Source organism: Neolewinella aurantiaca, from assembly GCF_008014675.1.
Taxonomy (GTDB): Bacteria; Bacteroidota; Bacteroidia; order Chitinophagales; family Saprospiraceae; genus Neolewinella; species Neolewinella aurantiaca.
The window spans coordinates 50,283-68,627 of record NZ_VOXD01000032.1 but is presented as its reverse complement, the minus strand read 5'-3'; the positions used below and the strand labels follow the sequence as shown (position 1 = coordinate 68,627).

The 18,345-nt window shown below is 53.1% G+C and carries 14 protein-coding genes; 6 read left to right on the top strand and 8 right to left on the bottom strand.

Going from position 1 to position 18,345, the window contains the following annotated elements:
- Nucleotides 1-232: 232 nt before the first annotated feature.
- On the top strand, nucleotides 233-541 hold the full coding sequence (locus tag FUA23_RS17745) for a hypothetical protein (protein WP_147932106.1): 309 nt from the start codon (nucleotides 233-235) through the stop codon (nucleotides 539-541).
- A gap of 44 nt (nucleotides 542-585) precedes the next feature.
- Here the strand turns inward: FUA23_RS17745 and FUA23_RS17740 are convergent, their stop codons facing one another.
- Nucleotides 586-1,107 (bottom strand): class IV adenylate cyclase, encoded by a 522-nt coding sequence (locus FUA23_RS17740; protein WP_147932105.1) that lies wholly within the window; start codon nucleotides 1,105-1,107, stop codon nucleotides 586-588.
- Nucleotides 1,108-1,176: 69 nt separating this feature from the next.
- The gene (locus tag FUA23_RS17735) at nucleotides 1,177-2,139 is read right to left on the bottom strand and encodes a phosphotransferase enzyme family protein (protein WP_147932104.1); all 963 of its coding nucleotides are present in this window, start codon (nucleotides 2,137-2,139) and stop codon (nucleotides 1,177-1,179) included.
- 103 nt (nucleotides 2,140-2,242) lie between these two features.
- Between FUA23_RS17735 and FUA23_RS17730 the strand changes: the two genes are divergently transcribed.
- Together FUA23_RS17730 and FUA23_RS17725 are read left to right on the top strand one after the other, a co-directional pair.
- Nucleotides 2,243-3,304: a TlpA family protein disulfide reductase gene (locus FUA23_RS17730; RefSeq protein ID WP_147932103.1), complete on the top strand. Its 1,062-nt coding sequence runs from the start codon at nucleotides 2,243-2,245 to the stop codon at nucleotides 3,302-3,304.
- 11 nt (nucleotides 3,305-3,315) lie between these two features.
- The gene (locus FUA23_RS17725) at nucleotides 3,316-3,564 is read left to right on the top strand and encodes a hypothetical protein (protein ID WP_147932102.1); all 249 of its coding nucleotides are present in this window, start codon (nucleotides 3,316-3,318) and stop codon (nucleotides 3,562-3,564) included.
- A gap of 119 nt (nucleotides 3,565-3,683) precedes the next feature.
- Here FUA23_RS17725 and proS read toward each other — a convergent pair whose 3' ends face one another.
- Nucleotides 3,684-5,153: a proline--tRNA ligase gene (gene proS, locus FUA23_RS17720; RefSeq protein WP_147932101.1), complete on the bottom strand. Its 1,470-nt coding sequence runs from the start codon at nucleotides 5,151-5,153 to the stop codon at nucleotides 3,684-3,686.
- Nucleotides 5,154-5,455: 302 nt separating this feature from the next.
- Between proS and FUA23_RS17715 the strand changes: the two genes are divergently transcribed.
- Nucleotides 5,456-6,628 (top strand): hypothetical protein, encoded by a 1,173-nt coding sequence (locus tag FUA23_RS17715; protein WP_147932100.1) that lies wholly within the window; start codon nucleotides 5,456-5,458, stop codon nucleotides 6,626-6,628.
- A 318-nt stretch (nucleotides 6,629-6,946) separates the two neighbouring features.
- On the opposite strand, the gene FUA23_RS17710 is transcribed toward FUA23_RS17715, so the two are convergent.
- The 5 genes from FUA23_RS17710 to FUA23_RS17690 form a co-directional block, all read right to left on the bottom strand.
- Entirely contained in the window at nucleotides 6,947-9,484 is a 2,538-nt protein-coding gene (locus FUA23_RS17710) for an Hsp70 family protein (RefSeq protein ID WP_147932099.1), read from the bottom strand.
- Between the two features lie 75 nt (nucleotides 9,485-9,559).
- Entirely contained in the window at nucleotides 9,560-9,907 is a 348-nt protein-coding gene (locus FUA23_RS17705) for a hypothetical protein (protein ID WP_147932098.1), read from the bottom strand.
- 157 nt (nucleotides 9,908-10,064) lie between these two features.
- Nucleotides 10,065-12,041, bottom strand: a complete 1,977-nt coding sequence (locus tag FUA23_RS17700) for a hypothetical protein (RefSeq protein ID WP_147932097.1) — start codon at nucleotides 12,039-12,041, stop codon at nucleotides 10,065-10,067.
- A 288-nt stretch (nucleotides 12,042-12,329) separates the two neighbouring features.
- On the bottom strand, nucleotides 12,330-12,971 hold the full coding sequence (locus FUA23_RS17695) for an O-methyltransferase (protein ID WP_147932096.1): 642 nt from the start codon (nucleotides 12,969-12,971) through the stop codon (nucleotides 12,330-12,332).
- A gap of 399 nt (nucleotides 12,972-13,370) precedes the next feature.
- Nucleotides 13,371-14,654 (bottom strand): NAD(P)/FAD-dependent oxidoreductase, encoded by a 1,284-nt coding sequence (locus tag FUA23_RS17690; RefSeq protein WP_147932095.1) that lies wholly within the window; start codon nucleotides 14,652-14,654, stop codon nucleotides 13,371-13,373.
- Nucleotides 14,655-14,958: 304 nt separating this feature from the next.
- Here FUA23_RS17690 and rnr point away from each other — a divergent pair, with 304 nt between their 5' ends.
- Both rnr and FUA23_RS17680 read left to right on the top strand, forming a co-directional pair.
- Entirely contained in the window at nucleotides 14,959-17,358 is a 2,400-nt protein-coding gene (gene rnr / locus FUA23_RS17685; protein WP_147932094.1) for a ribonuclease R, read from the top strand.
- A gap of 190 nt (nucleotides 17,359-17,548) precedes the next feature.
- Nucleotides 17,549-18,229 (top strand): hypothetical protein, encoded by a 681-nt coding sequence (locus FUA23_RS17680; protein ID WP_147932093.1) that lies wholly within the window; start codon nucleotides 17,549-17,551, stop codon nucleotides 18,227-18,229.
- Nucleotides 18,230-18,345 lie beyond the last annotated feature (116 nt).

Here is an 18,345-nt window from a genome sequence, read left to right as displayed (position 1 = left end):
GATGTCTGATATCGTGACGGCCTATCGCAACGAACGCATAGCGTATCACCTTTTGGACAAGTGTGGTGTCGACCCACACACGCCCAAAATGCAAGCGGTAATTGCAGAGCTTAAAGTCTTTGGTGCCCGAGCGGCCTAAAATCGTAGCGGACCATTGTGATACACACGGCCGAGGTAACTATAAGTCGGAGTAAACTCCTCTACCGTACCTTTGCCGTATAATAAGATCGCCATGCGCTTACTGCTCATCACCATTGTTTGCATCCTTTTCGTCATGATGTTGGGCGTCAACCTGTACTTCCGGGCGAAGGTGCTGAGGGCCTACCGGAAACTGGTGCAAGACGAGGTAGATTTTACCCCCGGCCAGATCTTCAGTAAGCTAAGGGTTGAGGACGAAATCATCCCTAAATACCCGGCTTCTGCCGATGCCATTCGCGACTTCAGCAACTACCTCCAGCTCAGCATCAAAATGACTACGGTGCTGATGGTGTTGATTACGGCCTTTGGCGGCATCCTGATGTGGTTCCGGCACGAGGTCTAGGGGCGCGGCCGCAGGTGCAAAGGAGGGTTGACGAAGGCAAAGGCTTACTTACCTGACAGCAAGTCGCTGTAGCTGTTTTCTACCAGCTCCCCGTCCTTTACGCCGAGGTATGACATGTAATGCTGGCACTGTCGCAGCAATTCTTCCCGTTGCCCGGCGGAGTGGCCAATGGCTTCGATCTCAATGAAACTACCGAGCCCCATGACTTCGTCGAGGTGAAACTTTACGTTGCCGATGAAGTAGATTTCCCGCTGCTTGTCCACCTTTACCCAGGTTCCGAGGGCTTGATCGAGGGTAGCGGCAAGGCTATCCGCCAGCGCTTGGGTATCAACTTTTGTGAGGCCGACAGAGCTATCTTTGGGTCCGGCCTGATTATTTCTCTTGTAAAAAATCAGGCTGTGCTCAATGTTTCCGCTGCGTAATTTCAGCCGGCCTTCGGGTACGTTGAAGTAGTGGTCGATCTGGTGGTCGGTACCTTTAAAATCTGCTCCTTTGGCGAGGAGGAGTGCGCGCTGTTCGGCTGTACGGGTAGTCCGTGCTTTTATTTCTACGAGGTGTTTCTGCATGGCGCGAAGTTACTAAAGCCTGGCGGGCAGAAAGGTGCAGGGCGGTTGTTGCCCTGGTTGTTTCCGCTGCTATAGTGCTAATCTTTTTCGTCGAATAGCGATGGAGTCTTCAATCAGTTTTATGTACTCCGCAACCCGTTGGGGCAAGGTCCTGTGTTGCCACATGGCGGTCATGTAGCCGTACAGAAACAAGTCCCGATAAAGCATGAATTTCAGCACGGTGTCGAACGGTACAGGAGCAAGGCTGTGGTGGGATCGGTAACCTTCCAGGAAGTTGGTAAGGAATACCTGCTCGAAATCCGTATTGTTGCGGTTTCGTTTCACCAGGCAGGCGTAGTAGAGGGCTGTTGCAATTTCGTAGGTATACCACGATTGGCAGGCCACCTCAAAATCAAATAAGACGATGGTGTTTTTGGGCCCAACGAGCAGGTAGTTTTCGTGGTGGATATCGTTGTGGATAAACCCGTAGTGTTCGGGGCTTTGGTCGTAGCTATGAAATTCATCCGTAAGGTGCTTGGTTAGTTGCCGAAGCCTGCGCTCGTCCTCCGGAAGCAGATTCACATAGCTGCACTCCACGAGTTCGTCCCAGTGTTTGTACCTGAGACGATTCTGATGGGGATAGGCCTGGCTCGTTTTGTGGATAAGCCCCGTCAACCGGCCCAGTTTCCGGAAATGCGCTTCGTTCCAGGTTTCGTTGTCGATGCCCCGTCCGGTTATTTTCCTGAACAGAACGGCCGTGAAATGGCCGCTGTCGCAATCGATCCGTTCCAGGTTTCGGTCGGCCAGAGAAGGGGTTACCCTGGCAACGGGTACTTCTTTGCGATGCAAAAAATCCATCCAGTCAAGCTCAGGTTCAATATCCGTTACAGCCCTGATGTCCGAATAGGAAACCCGCAGGATGCTGTCGTCGCAATCATAAATCAGGTTGCTATCCTCTTTGATGAGTTTGGCGGTCTCTGCCCGAAGCCCATACCTTTCACAAATGTCGGCGAAGACGTTAGCGTTGAAGTGTTTCTCGAACAGGTGATTCATCGGAGAGGTTGATCAGATTCAGATAGCCCCGGACAAATTAAACCAGTTCATTTTAAAAAACCTTTAACGGTTAGTTGAAGCTGTTTAAATTATCTTCGAAATCATGAAATTTACCCTTACCCTTGCTTTTGTAATCCTTCTTTGCACCTGCGGCCGCGCCCAGAACAAGCAGGATAAACTCCCCCATGACCTTAGCAATGTAGCCTTCATCAAAGGGGGGGCGGGGTTCCTGATTGATAGCCTTACGATCAGAACCAGCCTTGATACGGTACCCTACGGGTTTGCATTTCGGGAAGATACTCTGGTACTCGATATCTCAATTTTCAGCCCGGTTGATGAATTGATAGTAGAAGCTTTTGCAAAAGGACATTCCTTTAAACGCTATCGTTGCTGGATAGATGGCCCTTCTGCCGATGTTCACCTCTCAATTGCTGCTGGCCGAACCGTTGTCGACTCTGTCGGCTTATCTCCGATGGACCTTTGGTTCCGCAGAGAAGTAAGTAACATTCACCTTTCCAACGACCTCGCTTATATTAAGGGAGCCCTGAAAAGATCAATCGTAGATAACCTCGAACTCTTGATGTGCGCCAACTTTATCGAAGCTTTTCAGAGCTTGCCAAACCTTGAACGATCCGATATCTTTTGGCTAAGAAGTGTCCTGAAATACGATGTTGGGCGAGTTAAGCGCCATCCCTGGTTCGCGCCACTAATAGCCAGGCAGGAACTATTAGAAAGCAACCTGCCCAGGAAGTTAGATAAGTATGAGCTGAATGACCACCTCGGTAAACCAGTCGAGGTTGCTACACCTAAAAACCAGTACTACGTGCTGAATTTCTACGACGCCCGCAAGATGAAATGCCGGCAGGACCACGAACTCTTGCAGGAATCCTTTTTGCAGGATTCTATCTTTACCGGGGTCCCTTTCATCAGTGTCACTAAAGGTGACTATTTAGATGGTTGGCTTAACTATATGCGGGAAGGAAGTTTTTCCTGGCCGCATTATCTGGAAACACCGCCTTCTAACAAGCCTGGTCTCTACGAAAAAATGGCCCTTTCCCCGGCTTCTACTTATGTATTAATTAATGAGAGGAACCAGATCGAAGGAGTTTTTGAAGATCTGCAGAAACTGGTAGCGGCGGTATTGTTGCGCAAAAGAGAAGACTAAATTTTATTGTCATGGGTTTAGCAAGCAATCATTTAACCGCCCGCTCGATACTCGTTTGGACGTTGATCTCCTTCTTCAGCCTCATTGCTTCCATTGGATATTTACGGGAAAACGGCTTGGTCGAAGAGGACCCTGTGTCACCGTTGATCGAAGCGGTACTTCTCATGGCCAGCATGGGGCTGTTTATTCTATTCTGCGCTACTGTTTTGAAACTGATTTTCGAGAGGGAGGCGGAGAAGTGGCCACTTTTTTTGCCTTAGCTGTCCACTTGCCGATTGCCTGCTACGTGATTATGAATGCAAAGATTGGATAAAACAAGGTGCCGCCGGGAGGTCCTGAGTCCTCCGGGCGGCATCGCTGAATCTTATTTACGCTAAGCTTAGTATGCCTTAGCGAAAATCACCCGCTGCTTGCTCGGCTTACCGGTAAGGATACACTTACCGTCTTCCTCCTTTGCGTCGTTGGGGATACAGCGGATGGTAGCCTTGGTCATTTCTTTGATCTTCAGCTCGGTCTCGGTTGTACCGTCCCAGTGGGCGTAGATGAACCCGGGGATGTCGCGCTCCAGAATGGCCTGGAATTCTTCCATCGTGTCGACAATATGGCTGTGCTCTTCGCGGAAGTCGATGGCGCGCTGCAGGAGGTTGTTCTGGATGTCTTCGAGCAGCTGCTCAACGTGGTCAATAATGCCGTCAAGCGACTGGCTCGATTTTTCCTTTGTGTCCCTGCGGGCCACCTCGATGGTGCCGTTTTCCAGGTCGCGCTTGCCGAGGCCGAGGCGAACGGGGATGCCCTTCAGTTCGCTTTCGGCGAATTTGAAGCCAGGGCGTTTTTTCTTATCGTTGTCGTACTGAACCCTGATGCCACGTGCTTTCAGCTCCGCCATCAGTTCTTCTGCTTTCGCGTTGAGGGCTTCGTTGGGCTTCGGGATAGGAACGATGATGACCTGAATCGGAGCCAGTTTCGGGGGCAGTACCAATCCTTCGTCGTCGGAGTGCGTCATGATAAGGCCACCGATGAGGCGGGTGGAGACTCCCCAGCTGGTTGCCCAGACGTATTCTTCTTTATTGTTCTCGTTCTGGAATTTCACGTCGAAGGCCTTAGCGAAGTTCTGGCCCAGATTGTGGCTGGTACCGGCCTGCAGGGCTTTGCCGTCTTGCATCAGGGCTTCGATGGTGTAGGTGTTTACGGCACCGGCGAAGCGTTCGTTGGCGGTCTTCACACCGCGGATTACGGGCATGGCCATGTACTGCTCGGCGAAGGTGGCGTAGACCTCCTGCATCTGCAGGGTTTCTTCCTGGGCCTCCTCGGCGGTGGCGTGAGCCGTGTGGCCTTCCTGCCAGAGGAACTCGGCGGTGCGGAGGAAGAGGCGGGTGCGCATTTCCCAACGTACCACATTGGCCCACTGGTTGACGAGCAGGGGCAGGTCGCGGTAGCTGGTGATCCAGTCGCGGTAGGTATTCCAGATGATGGTCTCGGAGGTAGGACGCACGATAAGTTCCTCTTCGAGCTTAGCGGAGGGGTCTACTACTACGCCGCCGCCGTTGGGGTCGTTCATGAGGCGGTGGTGGGTAACCACGGCGCATTCTTTAGCAAAACCTTCTACGTGCTCGGCTTCCTTACTGAGGAAAGACTTAGGGATGAACAGCGGAAAGTAGGCGTTTTGGTGGCCGGTTTCTTTGAACATATCGTCCAGTTGTCGCTGCATCCGTTCCCAGATGCCGAAGCCATAAGGCTTGATGACCATACAACCGCGCACAGCGGAATTGCTGGCCAGGTTGGCGTTCTTCACAATATCCAGGTACCACTGGCTGTAATCTTCTTCTCTTGGGGTTACCGCACTTGCCATTTTTAAACTATTAGTTGGGGTTCAACGTTTTATGTAGGCGCTGTCGCAGGTGCAGGGTTTAGAGTGTGAAGAGCAGTGCAGGTTACCAAACACTGCTTCATACGTCTTAACTTCGAACTTGCGTTCGCGCCAAATAAAGCCGCCTGGTGATCGGAAAAGTTGCTTTTTCAGTCGCCAGGAAGCGATTTAACGCTTCTTTTCCCGGCTTTAAGCCTACCTTAACCAAACGGAAGGCACAAAAGTACTACTTTCGACATTGTAATAAGTGGCAGACTCACGGATTACATCAAACTAACAATATTATGCGTAAGCAATCTATCTTTACTTCAGCTCTTGCCTTACTGGCTTTGCTCTTCGTCGCAGCTCCGGCTTCGGCTCAGTACGACGATGTGTACTACAACCCGGATGACTTCGATAACACGAGTTATTCCGATGACTACAATAACTCTTACGACGGCTACGACGACGACGCTTACAGCTCGTACGACGATGAAGGCTACGACTACGATGACGATAGCTACAACTACCAGTACAGTAGCCGCATCCGTCGCTTCCGCCGTCCTTACTCTGGTTTCGGTTACTACGATCCGATCTACGCCAACGCTGGTTACTACAACCCGGCTTACTTCGGCGGCGGTACCACGGTTTTGATCTACAACACCGGTAGCTACTACCGCCCCATCCGTACTGCTTTCGGACCTCGTTTCATCAACGTTGGTTTCGGTAATCCCTACGCATGGAACAATGGTTTCGGCTACAACTCCTGGAACAACCGTGGTTTCGGTTACAATTCCTGGAACAACGGTTTTGGCTTCAACTCCTGGAACAATCGCTTCGGTAACGCTTACGGTGCCGGTGGGTTTGGTTATGCAAACTCAGGTGCCTACTACTGTCCTCCTACCTACGGAGGTGGTGTAAGCTACAACACGATCAATAACAACGTTACGGTAAATAACCGTGCACGGACTTCCGTTCCACGTGGCTCAACCACTTCGATTGCTAACCGGATTCAGCGCTCCAGCGCTTCACGTGCCATCCCGCAATCTTCTAACGCCCGTTCAACCCGGGGAACCAGCACGGCTACTCGCAGCAGTACTCGTCCAACAACTACCCGCTCTACCGGTCGCAGCCAGACTACCCGCTCTACGACCACTCGTTCATCGCGCTCTACGCCGACTACCCGCTCTGCGACCCCAAGCCGCAGCAGCACGCGGACTTACACTCCGAGCCGTTCTACCCGTTCTGCGACCCCAAGCCGTAGCAGCACCCGGACTTACACTCCGAGCCGTTCTACCCGCTCTGCGACCCCAAGCCGCAGCAGCACCCGGAGCTACACTCCGAGCCGCTCTACCCGTTCAGTAACGCCAAGTCGTTCTGCAACTCCGTCGCGTTCCGCGACGCCGAGCCGCTCCAGTAGCCGTTCTACTTCAACCGCCACCCGCTCTACAAGCAGCCGTGGCCGCGGAGGAGAATAGTTGAACGTTTGATGATTCCCCGCTTAAGGCAGGGTCCGAAAGTCTTTGAAAAAGGGCAGAAGCACAGTGTGTGTTTCTGCCCTTTTCTATTGGCGTATATCCCCAAAAGAAAACGGTAGTCACCAGGGTAAAGGATCGACTACCGTTTTGGTACAATATGTTCAAGTGTCAGTTAAAAAGCAATTCGATCAAAGGTAATAAGAGTCTTATGCTCAATAGAGGTGTGGCTTATTTTTGGTGGTGAATCGTGTTTTTAATATTTTAAAAAGATTCTAAAAGGGGGCGAAGAGGCCTTGTTAAAGGTGGATTCTAATTAGCCTAAAACCCGATTTTCCCCAGATCCGGAATTCCTCCGCCGGTAGAATCATTGCCCGGATTTTGGAATACACTCCGTGGCAAAAGACCGTGTAACTGCTGAATTACGTTCAGCAACCCGGGCCAGTTTTCTTGGCTGATAGCTGTTTGCCCGGCCATGATGAAGGTTTCCGCCATCCTGGCATCGGTGTATACCCCCCGCATCATCAGCAACTGGTTAAAGTGATTTTTTAGATTAGCGGGAGAGGACACGTAGACACGGCTGTGCAGGTCGTTCATCTGTCGGGTAAGGCTTTCGAGTTTCCCCGTCATGCCGGCAGCAAGGATGTCGGTTTCCTGTCGGCGCAAGTCGGTCAGTTGTTTTTGGTCTGCTTTGGTCCCTTCCGTTTCTACGAGCAGAATTGTTTTTCGCTTAGCCTCTTCGTATTTCTTCAAGGCTTCGTGGAAAACGCGGTTCACCATTGCGCTGTCCATTTTCCGGACGATGGTGCGGCGGCGGTCTTCGAGTTGGTAGCGTTCGTCGGTTGCATCATCGGCGTTGAGGCCAGAGATGCGGCGACCGAGGTCTTCGAATTCTTCCTGCAGGCTTTTCATCACGCCCAGCAGCTCGTACTCTTCGTTGCGTTCGGCTGCGGCACGCTCATCTTCCCAGCGACGGGCCAGGTTGTTGTATTCGAGCCGGAGGAGATCCAGTGGTGTGTGGCGTTCGGTAGGGGTGAAAGTTTCTTCGAATTCCTGGCCGGTCATGGCCAGGTAAGCCATTACGGTCAGGTCTCGGTTTTCGTTCATTTGCAGGCTGATCTCCACATCGGTGCCGCTGCTGACGTCGCGGCTCAGCTGCCGACCAGTGATGCTTAGAAAGCCGATCTTTTTGTTGGCTTCCGGGCTGGCGCCGGCAGGGCCTTCGAGTACGTTGATCCTGATTTGGTCTTCTTCGTAGCCTTTTCGGAGCGGCCGGTTGAGGGCCCGGGTAATGGTACGGCGAAGGGGAAGGACTGCGTTTTTGTTGAATACCGCCAGGCAGCGCGACCCGCCGGGGCGCTCGGGGTCGTCGACCTCGAGGGTGATGTCTTCGGGCAGTGGCTGGCCGCTGATGGCGTAGCCGCCGTTGATACCGATGGTCTCGGGGTGCTCATGGCTTTTACCTTCGGGGCTGGTCAGGGTCAGCGTAAAGGTGTTGAATGCACCGGAAACCAGGGGGAGGTCTTCGAAGAAACGGCCTTTGAGGGGGCGAAGGCCGGAATCAAAACCGCCGTCCTGGCGCAGAATGCGGTACTGCCAGCCGTCGGTGTCGCCGTCAGATTTACCAACAAGGGTTTCTTCTTCTTCGCGGCTGGCGCGGGGGTAGGCCATTTTCAGTTTGGGCGCAGACGCAGGTGCCGCAGCCGGTTCGTTGGTAGCAGGGTTGTCAGAAACCTCCGCTTTCAGCCGCAGCGGACGGGTAGCAGCGTAAGCCGCTGCCCCTTCGGCAACACAAGTGGTCGGGTCAATATCGGCGTTGAGCGGCCGGCCGATGCGGGCCTCCAACCGTTCCCGAACCAGCGGAATAAAAGTGGAGCCACCTACAAGTAGTACGAACTCCAGCGTCTCAGCCGTCAATCCGTTGCGCTGCAACAGATCGACAATCAGGTCCATCGTCCCCTCGATGTAGGGGCTGATAATCCTGTTGAAATCATTACGGCTGAAGGTGAATTCCAGGTCTACCTCCTCGCCGTCCTCATCGTCGAAGCCATCGATCAGAATTTCTGCACTCTCCTGAGTGGATAGCTGAATCTTGATTTCTTCGGCCCGTTGGCGCAAGACATAAAACTGGGCGTTGTATTTGCCCTTCGCGCTCTTCATCTCATCGAGCAGGTTGGTGAATTCGTACTCCTCTTCCAGCTTTGGAACCATTATTTTTTCGACGATCATGCGGTCGAAGTCTGTTCCGCCGAGGAAGTTGTCGCCAACGTGGTCGATGACCTTCATTTCTCCGTCGGTGATGGACAGAAGGGCAACGTCGAAGGTACCGCCGCCGAGGTCGTAAACCAGCCATTTACCGTCTTCCGGTACGGCGTTTTCTGCCTGGTTGGCGAAGGCAAGGCTTGCCGCGATGGGCTCCTGCAGCAGGCTTACCTGCTCGAAACCGGCGGCAATGCCAGCGGCTTCTGTAGCCTTGCTCTGAACGGTGTCGAAACTCGCGGGAATGGTGATCACCGCCGCCCGCGTGGAAATGTCGGCCGGCAAAAAAGTCAGCAGTTCCCTTAGAATGTAACTCGACAACGTAATCGGACTCTCCTCTCTGCCGCTGGCCGGCACCTGAAAGCGTTCACTCGTCCCCATTTTCCGCTTGAAAACCCCAAAGACGTTCTTTGGGTCTTTTTCCATCCGTTCTCTGGCTTTTGTGCCTATGATGGTCCGTTCTTTTCTGAAACCGACTACGCTGGGAAGCGTCCGGCGGCCCATATCCTTGGGGTTGGAGAAAATCTGAACGCGCCCCTCCTTCGCGTAAGCGATGGCGGAGTTGGTGGTGCCGAGGTCGATGCCGAGATTAATAGTCATTTCAGTCTGTTGGTTCGTTAGGCTTTTGGTCTTACCATAAAAGGTGATCAGGAGCGATGGAGCAGCAGGGCAGTATCACTCAACGATGACTACTCCCCGTTGGACAATTTGGTTGTAGCCGCCGCCTCTAAGGTAAACAATGGGCTTGATTACCTCGACGATGCGAAGCTTTCCCTCTCCTTCGCCAGCGATGCTGGCTTCGCAATCGGTGCGTGTTTCGGTGTATTTCTCACCGATAGGGTTGTGGACAAACAGGCCTACGGGAACAGCTCCTTCAGCGTTGGGGAGGCTTTCCTCGAAAAGGCGTTTCATGCGGTCGAGTGGTCGGGCCAGGGCGCGGTTGTCGAGTTGGTCTTCCAGTTTTTTCTCCAACTCGAAGAGTTGGTTGATAAGGTCGAGGTAGAATTGAGGTACGGTTTGCATGGTTGGTGTTGTGTGTCTGCCGGGTTTTACTTTTGCTGTGTCCGGAGTTAAAGTCGTTGGTTCCCGGAAGGGATCGGATGCCAGATGGGCGGGGAGAATAGAGAGCCGTTTTGCCGTCCAGCTTTCTTTGCACCTGCGGCCGCGCCAAATGATAGTGTCAGCGCAAGCGTTTTATCCCCCGCAACCAGGCCTGGGGGCTCATGCTTTTACTGGTGTCAATCTTTTTGGTGGGAAACCAGATGTTTTTGCGGTAAGACTTTTTACCGTTAATGAACGCGAGGTGATCGTTGGGTCCGCAATAGCAAATTACTTCGCGGTACCAACCCTGCCCTCCGAAGGGACTGGTTTCGGTATCGGACCAGAGCTTGCCGTAGACGACGTAGCCTTCAAGAAGTTTGTCTACCTGCCCCACGGCAACGTCGAAGGTGAACGGGGCGGTGAGCCCTCCGGGCATCCTGACCTGCCGCAGGCCGAGCGTGTCTCGCCAAACCAGAATGAGACCAACGTCAGCAGCGTCGGGGGCGGCTTTCATCTTCATCAGCCGGCCATCGTTCTTTTCTCCCCGCTTCTGGTAGAGGTAGTAGTTGGCGGGCATTTTAGCCTTTGGCCCCAGGAGTTGGTCTTTCTTCTCTTTTGCGTAGCTGGTTACTTCGCGGACTCCGTTGCTGGCCGCCGAAGGCGGCCCGTTGCCACGATCGGCCTTGACTACAATTCCTCCCGGATATTTTTTACTACTGACGGTGTATTTCTTTTCCGCTTCTTTGCGGCGCTCCTCGCGGATGCGCGCTTCTTCTGTCAGTTCTTTGTTGAGAGCATCCAGCGCGAGGTAGAGCCTGCTGGTGTCCTTGTCTTTGGCAACCACAGGGCGCTTGATGGTTTGCTGAAAGACCTTATCGACCTGGAAAGGAGTGGTCCTTCGGCTCAGGACGTAGCGTTCGATGTGATAGACGGTATCCTGATTAAGTGCCCGCAGGACATCGTTGGCTTCCAGGACGCCCGCTCCGGGGCGATACAATGGGCTTAGCAGAAAGGAAGGGATATCGGCCCGGCTGTCTGGTGTGACAGCGGTGGGCGAGAGGCCCCGCTGCACCGCCTGCCTCAGGTTGATAGCATACCGTATTTTGTAGGTCAGTGCCGAAACAGGCTTATAGCGCTGCTCGGCGTAGTAAGAATTTGTCCGGTAATTGCTCCGGCTGGAACGGCTGTTGCTGGAGATACACGAGCCTACCCGAAACAGCATCACTACCAGAACAATGATCAGCCATACAATGCGGCCTGCGCCCATTCCTCCTTCACTACTCTGTGCCTCACGATTGTGGTTAGCAGTGTTGACATTATCACGTAACTGCCGCCCGATCTTTTTCAGTTGTTCTCGTTTATCGTCGGCCAGGTTTTCCAGCCGGAGGATGGATTTGGTCAGGGCCAGGGCCATGCGGGGGTTCTGCCGTTCGTTGTTGAGGCGAATGATATAAGGCGTGAGCCGGTCGGCCAGTTTGCCGGTCAGATCGGTAAAGTAGGGTGGGAGGGCTGAAATGAGTTCCTTCGGGAAGTTATCGTCGAAAGCTTTCATGCCCCGCAGGTTTTGGGCGGCGGGGCTTTTAGGGTCGCGGAGGTAGGCATCTACCGTACCGGCAAGGACTTCAATCTTCGAGTCCAGGTTACGGTAAGCGTCCTGGTAGAGTACCGACGGGGAAATGCCTGCGCTCTCCGCCTTCCAGTTTCTCATTTTGTCGACGGCCTGTTGGTCCTGATTGGCTACCGCCCGCCCGAAGGTCTGATTGAAGGCCGGACCAAAATAAGACCTGAGGAGAGGCTTGAGGCGAGGATTGAAAAGCTGGTTGCTGTCGAATTCCTGATCCGTCCGGCCTGAGGCCAGAAACGCCGAAAGCCCTTTTGTTTTAGCTGCGGTGACGTATGCAACGAGCATTGCCTCGTCTTCAATGTCCTGGCTTACGCGATCGAGATCATTGCGGGTGAAGAGCCGGCCGTGGTAGTCGAAGTCTTCACGACCATCCAGTTCGAGTTCTGTAAGAAACCGTTTTTTCGCTTTACGCAGGTCGGCAGGCTTAAGTTCCGGCTTTTCGGAAAGGTCAAAGAGTTCTACCGGGTTGAGGTAAGGGTTGGCTGTGTCCATGGTGGTTAGTAGGCTAAAGATAAGTTTTTAGCTCCACATCGACCCGCTGCCGGCTTGCGGTGTAACAGACTATACGAATCCGCGGCAGCTGCCGGGCTTTCCATGGCCGTAGGTCTGTTTCTGATCGCACACTAACGTTTTCCTTAGCGCAATTGGAAAGATACCAGGGTTTTGTTTGCACCCGAGTGCAGAAAAGGGAGGGGCGGGAGCGCTGGTGCGAAGGGAGGTTCCTTCGGAGTAGCATAGCCAGGCTTTGCCTTCTGGTTTTTCTGGAGCTCCTGGTCGGGATTAAACCGTTTTTCGTGCCACGCTGAGTCCGTCTCGCAGGGGGAGTACAACTACTTCAACCCGGTCATCATCGGCGAGTAACTGGTTGTAAGCGCGGAGCGCTTCGGCATCGAGATCCTTCTTCCCGGAGGTGCTTACTTTACCGTCCCATAAAATATTGTCGGCCAGCAACAGGCCACCGGGGGAGAGGCGGTCGATGAGCAGGTCGAAGTACTCCGGGTAGCCACGCTTGTCTCCGTCCAGAAAAACGAGGTCGAATACCGGGGGGAGATCAGGGAGCAGGTTCATTGCCTGCCCGGTGTATAACTCGATGCTGTCAGCAAAGGGAGATGCCGCAAAATTCTGGCGGGCAAGAAATGCTACCTCCTGATTGCCCTCAATGGTGTGCAGCTTTCCACCGGGAGCGAGCCCCTCGGCGAGGCACAGGGCCGAGTAACCGGTGAAGGCTCCTACCTCGAGGATGGTCTCCGGCTGGCGGAGTTTGCTGAGCAAAGAGAGCAACCTACCCTGAAGCTGGCCACTAAGCATCTGGGGAGCCATGGTCTTCAGAAACGTTTGTCGTTCCACTTCCAGAAGATAATCGGGGACAGGGCCGGAAAGAGCCTGGGCGTACTCGAAGTGGGGATCGATTTCGTTGCGCATATTAAATTGAAAATGTTGAAGCGGACGTTTATAACTGCTCTCGCAAGACCGCTCCGGGCGGACAGGCGCGCAACTTAGAAATTAATTTTTTCCCGCAGGGTAATCGCCGGGGCGGAAACGAGATAAATCTGACGGTGCAGGCAAGTAGGAGATTTAAGCGAGGGGGGCAAAAAAAGAACCCCCGTACCCGTCAAATAGGGTCGGAGGCTCACTTTACACTCACTAGTATATGAAACTTAATCAACTACGAACCATAACCAGTCTCATTTGCGATTTGTTACGTTGTTAGTAAAATATTAACGTATTAAATGAGAAGAACTTGATTTGATGTCTGATTCCTGACTGAAGCGTGATATTTGGTCACTGACAGACGGTCGGGATTTGACTTTCGGTCAAATTTTACTGGTCGGACACCGAAGAATCTATTGCTGGGAGCTTTCCGGTCTTGGCCCGGAAAAGTTTCCACCAGAACATTGGTTTTACCAATTGTTTGCGCAACTCGAAGTCGGTGTACATTCTACAGAGTACTTCAATGACCTTAGGGTTGGCTGCGACGATGCCGGTAAGGAAATTAGTTAGCCATTTTATCTGCATTATTTGCTGCATCCGGTAGCTCAGGCGTAGTTCGGTACGGAGTACGCGCTCGATTCTGACGTCGTACGCGCCGAGGTATTCGGCGTCGAAACGGTTCTCAGCGAGACACTTCTCGGCCAGTTCGGCGGCGATGAAGCCGGAGTAAGTTGCGTTACCGATACCTTCTCCGGTAAGCGGGTCGATGAGGTGCCCGGCATCACCTACGAGGAGATAGTTGTCTCCGGAAAGAACGCGGTCTTTAGAGCCAAGGGGAAGACCGTAGCCCATGGTCGGGTCTATTTGCTCTGCATCTTTGAAGCGCTCTTTGAATTCGTCGGAGGCAACGATGTCGTCCAGAGCTTCGCGGAGGTTGATGTTTTTCTTCTTGACGATGTCTGATCGCATCCCCAGACCGATGTTGGCTTCGCCGTTGGGCAGGGGGAAGATCCAGAAGTAACCGGGGTTGTATTTCTCCAGAAAATGGAGTTCGATGAAATTGTCTTTGTGGAAACCGGTAATTCCTTTCCAGTAAGCGCGCACTGCGGCGGCGTGGTGGTCGTGATCCATTTCCTGGCCGGCCTCTTTGCGGCTGAAACGGGAGTTGGCTCCGCTGGCGTCTACGAGCAAGCGACAGTCCCAGCTCTCAGATTTGTCTTTGGTGGTTACGGTGTAGCCTTCTGCTGTTTTTACCCAGCTGCCGATTTCGGTGTTCAGCCGGAGCTCAATGTTCTCGCGCCGCTGAACTTCTTCGATGAGAAAGGCGTCGAAATCCATCCGCTTGGAGACGTATCCGGGAGCCTCGTCGGGGACGCGCTCGTAGCCTACCTTGAAGGGAAGCTCAATGAGCTTCTTACTGGGCGGGAAAAAGCGAATTCCCCATACGTCTACCGGCGTAAACCGCTGACGGAATCTGTCCATGATTGCCGGGTCCAGCCGGTTCAGTAGGGTAGGAACTTTTCCGGACAAAGCGTCGCCGCAAACCTTATCGCGCGGGAAAGTGGCTTTGTCGACCAGGACACAAGGAATGTTGAGGTAAGACAGGCGTAGAGCAGTGGCTGCTCCGGCAGGACCTGCACCAACAATGAGAATGTTTGTTTTCTTTGAAGACATGGGCACAAGGTACGGCGAGGTTTATTATAGTTCTTCGCCTGAGCCTCCGAACTTTTCCCTGCACCTGCGGCCGCGCCCAGGAAAACCCATAAACTTAACCTAACCATAAAGCTGGCCCCGGGGTAAGACAGAACTTTTGAAGATTGGAAAGTGTTATGAGTGCGAATAAGGGAATAACCCTAAACCCAAAATCCGCGACAGCGCCGCCTGTATTTCGGGCAAATGACGCGTAAAGCTCATTATTTGTGCGTCCAACATAACGAACGCGGTGGTGGCAGATGGCCACCCACACCCAGCAATTTATATGTCTAGAAAGAAGATTAAGGGCAGTAAGCTCAAGGCCAGCGATTTACGCAGTGCCCTCCTGAAAGAACTCAAGAGCAACGCCCGCAAACAATTTAACCCGAAACAGCTCATCAGGAAGCTGAAAATCAAAAATTCTCAGGATAGCGTCAAGGCCGCTCTGAGTAAGCTGGTAAGCGACGGACTCGTTCGCGAAAACGGCGACTACAAATTTCAAGCAATCAAGAATATACAGGAGAAAACCTCCAAAACTTACGCGGAAGGCGTGGTCGATATGACCCGCTCCGGTTCCGCCTTTATCGTCCTCGACGGCGATCAGGATGACGTTTTCGTCACCAACCGCCGCCTGGGAAATGCTCAAGACGGAGACAAAGTAAAAATCCGCACCTGGACGCCCACCGGTCGCAGGAAACCCGAGGGCGAAGTGGTAGAAGTTTTGGAACGTAGTGTAACTCACTTCGTCGGTAAACTCATGATTCACGAGAAGTACGCCGAAGTGGTGGTGAAGCAACCGGGCGACGCAACGCTCGCCGTAGCTGTACACCGCGCCGAACTCATCGGCGGTGAAAACAACGACCAGGTTGTCGTTAAGATCCTGGATTGGGAACCCAATCGCTTTGGCCAGATCAGCGGTAAAATCACCGCCGTGCTCGGCGAAGAAGGGAGCAGTGAAATCGCTATGCAGTCGATCCTCATCAACAACGGCTTCCAAATCACCTTCCCCGAAGAAGTGATTGCCGAGAGCGAAGCGCTGCCCAGCGAAATCAGCCCGATGGAAATCAACATCCGCCGGGACATGCGTGACATCACGACCTTCACCATCGATCCGTTAACGGCGAAGGACTTTGACGACGCACTTTCCATCCGGACGCTCGAAAGCGGAGAAATAGAAGTTGGCATTCACATCGCCGATGTGAGCCACTACGTCCGCCCGGGTAGTGCCCTGGATAAGGAAGCTGCTGCACGGACAACCTCTGTCTACCTCGTAGACCGCGTCTGCCCGATGCTGCCCGAACGCATCTCCAACGAGTTGTGCTCTCTGCGCCCGCACGAAGACAAACTGAGCTACTCTGCCGTCTTCAATATGCACCCTAAGACCTTCAAAATCACCCAGCGCTGGTTCGGAGCTACGGTTATTCACTCCGACCGACGCTTCACTTACGAGGAAGCGCAGGAAGTGCTGGATACCAAAAGCGGTGACTTTTGCGACGAATTGCTGCAGCTGGATAAGATTTCGAAAGTGCTCCGTAAGGAACGCTTCAAGCACGGTGCGATTGACTTCGCTACCAACGAGGTGCGTTTCAAACTGGACGAAGACGGCACGCCGCTCGAGGTTTACGTGAAGGAACGCATCGATACGAACATGCTAATCGAAGACTTCATGCTGCTGGCCAACAAAGAGGTGGCCACCTTTATGGTCAAGAAAGCTGAACGACTCAAGGAAGTAATTCCGTTCGTCTTCCGTGTCCACGATGAGCCGAACATGGAGAAAGTGATCGAACTGGCTGCATTCGCAGAAGCCCTGGGGTACAAAATGGACCTTCGTACGCCGCAATCCATCGCTAAGAGTTACACCGAGTTGCTGGCCAAAGCCGCCGAAGACCCGATGGTCAAGATGCTTTCGCCGATTGCAATACGGACGATGGCTAAGGCGATCTACACGACCGAAAATATCGGTCACTATGGTCTCGGCTTCGAAAACTACACGCACTTCACCAGCCCGATCCGCCGCTACGCCGACGTATTGGTGCACCGCATCCTGGACGAGAACCTCGAAAAGGGAAGCCTTTATAAGATGAACCCCACAAAGCTGGAGGAAATCTGTAAGCACATCTCTGCGCAGGAGAAAAAAGCGACCACCGCCGAGCGGGAGAGCATCAAGTACAAACAGACCGAATTCATGCTCGACAACGTCGGCGAAGAGTTTGACGGTATCATCAACGGTATGGCCGACTTTGGTGTGTTTGTAGAACTGACCGCCAACTATGTAGAGGGCATGATCAGCTACGATGATATGGACGAGCCGTACGATATCAGCTCCGGAAAACTTTACATCACCGGTCGCAAAACCGGTAAGCGCCTCAAGATGGGGGATTCCGTCCGCATCCGTGTTAAGAAGGTCGACATGGAGCGCCGTCGCATCGATATGGAACTTATTGATGTGCTCGAGGTGCACGGAACCGAAGCTGATTTGGCCGCCCCGGACAAAGGTGCAGCCGGTGGATCGCGCAAGAAATACGATAAGGGCTCGGCAGCAGGTGCAAAAACCGGTCGGAGGAGCAGTGGCCGGCGTACGGGTAACACCGCAAAGGCATCCTCTTCCCGGCGCGGAAAGGCGAAGTCTTCGTTAGGTTCGCCTAAGCCCGCCCGTAAGCAACGTACTCCGCGCAAGAAAAAATAGCGCGGCGATCTCCGTTACCAGGCGAGGGGAGCGTGACCATTCGCACCTTCGGGTGAAGAATTAATCGGAAAGGGAAATAATGATCTTCCTGCGGGGAAAACTGGTAGGCTAACCGGTTGCTGCTCCCCCCATCTTTGTACTATCAAATTAAACGGCCCCCGGGTCATTAACAACCAAAATTGATAGTACAATGAAAAATTTTGCAAAACTCCTCTCTCTTCTCGTTCTCGTTTTTGCTGCTTCTGCGGTCGGTGCCCAGCACATGGCTGCTAAAGGCAAAAAAATGAAAGGTAAAGCCACTCCTACCGTAATCAAACTCGATCAGGTTGAAGGTGAGTACACCACTACCCAACTCAACCTTGTTCCCGGAGATTACATTTTTGAGGTGACTAACACTGAGGTGGACAAAGACCTCGGTTTTTACCTTCAGGATAAAGATGGAGCGCAGGTGGAGAATTCCGGCCTTGCTAACCTGATCGGTAAGGGCCAAACCAGCCGGACCGGCGTGGTAACCCTCACCGAAGGTTCTTTCCAGTACAGCTGCCCGCTGAACCCAACGCCTCACTACGCCGTAAATGTCGGTACGCCTAAAACCATCAAGCTGACCCAAAAGGAGGGCGTTTACAACGAAGGCAATCTGGAACTCGCCGCCGGCTACTACGTTTTTGAAGTAACGAACAAGAAGGTCGCTAAAGACCTCGGCTTCTACCTCCAGGACGAAACTGGTGCACAGGTGCAAAACTCCGGTCTCAAAGAACTCGTTGGTAAAGGCGAAACCAATACCACCGGACTGGTCTTTCTGACACCGGGTAACTACCAGTACTCCTGCCCGCTGAACCCCACACCGCACTACAGCGTGACTGTGAAGTAGGGTACTCCCGAAAAATAAAACGAGAGACATTAATTGAGAAGCCGGATCGTCCTTTTGGGGAGATCCGGCTTCTCTGGTTTTTCCCTTCTTTCCCCGCATCTGGGCTCAGCAGTTGT

Coding starts and splice junctions, on each gene's coding strand:
- FUA23_RS17705 (WP_147932098.1), bottom strand. CDS start 9,907: ATGCAAACCGTACCTCAATTCTACCTCGACCTTATCAACCAACTCTTC.
- FUA23_RS17695 (WP_147932096.1), bottom strand. CDS start 12,971: ATGCGCAACGAAATCGATCCCCACTTCGAGTACGCCCAGGCTCTTTCC.
- FUA23_RS17680 (WP_147932093.1), top strand. CDS start 17,549: ATGAAAAATTTTGCAAAACTCCTCTCTCTTCTCGTTCTCGTTTTTGCT.
- rnr (WP_147932094.1), top strand. CDS start 14,959: ATGTCTAGAAAGAAGATTAAGGGCAGTAAGCTCAAGGCCAGCGATTTA.
- FUA23_RS17735 (WP_147932104.1), bottom strand. CDS start 2,139: ATGAATCACCTGTTCGAGAAACACTTCAACGCTAACGTCTTCGCCGAC.
- FUA23_RS17700 (WP_147932097.1), bottom strand. CDS start 12,041: ATGGACACAGCCAACCCTTACCTCAACCCGGTAGAACTCTTTGACCTT.
- FUA23_RS17710 (WP_147932099.1), bottom strand. CDS start 9,484: ATGACTATTAATCTCGGCATCGACCTCGGCACCACCAACTCCGCCATC.
- FUA23_RS17715 (WP_147932100.1), top strand. CDS start 5,456: ATGCGTAAGCAATCTATCTTTACTTCAGCTCTTGCCTTACTGGCTTTG.
- proS (WP_147932101.1), bottom strand. CDS start 5,153: ATGGCAAGTGCGGTAACCCCAAGAGAAGAAGATTACAGCCAGTGGTAC.
- FUA23_RS17690 (WP_147932095.1), bottom strand. CDS start 14,654: ATGTCTTCAAAGAAAACAAACATTCTCATTGTTGGTGCAGGTCCTGCC.
- FUA23_RS17745 (WP_147932106.1), top strand. CDS start 233: ATGCGCTTACTGCTCATCACCATTGTTTGCATCCTTTTCGTCATGATG.
- FUA23_RS17740 (WP_147932105.1), bottom strand. CDS start 1,107: ATGCAGAAACACCTCGTAGAAATAAAAGCACGGACTACCCGTACAGCC.
- FUA23_RS17730 (WP_147932103.1), top strand. CDS start 2,243: ATGAAATTTACCCTTACCCTTGCTTTTGTAATCCTTCTTTGCACCTGC.
- FUA23_RS17725 (WP_147932102.1), top strand. CDS start 3,316: ATGGGTTTAGCAAGCAATCATTTAACCGCCCGCTCGATACTCGTTTGG.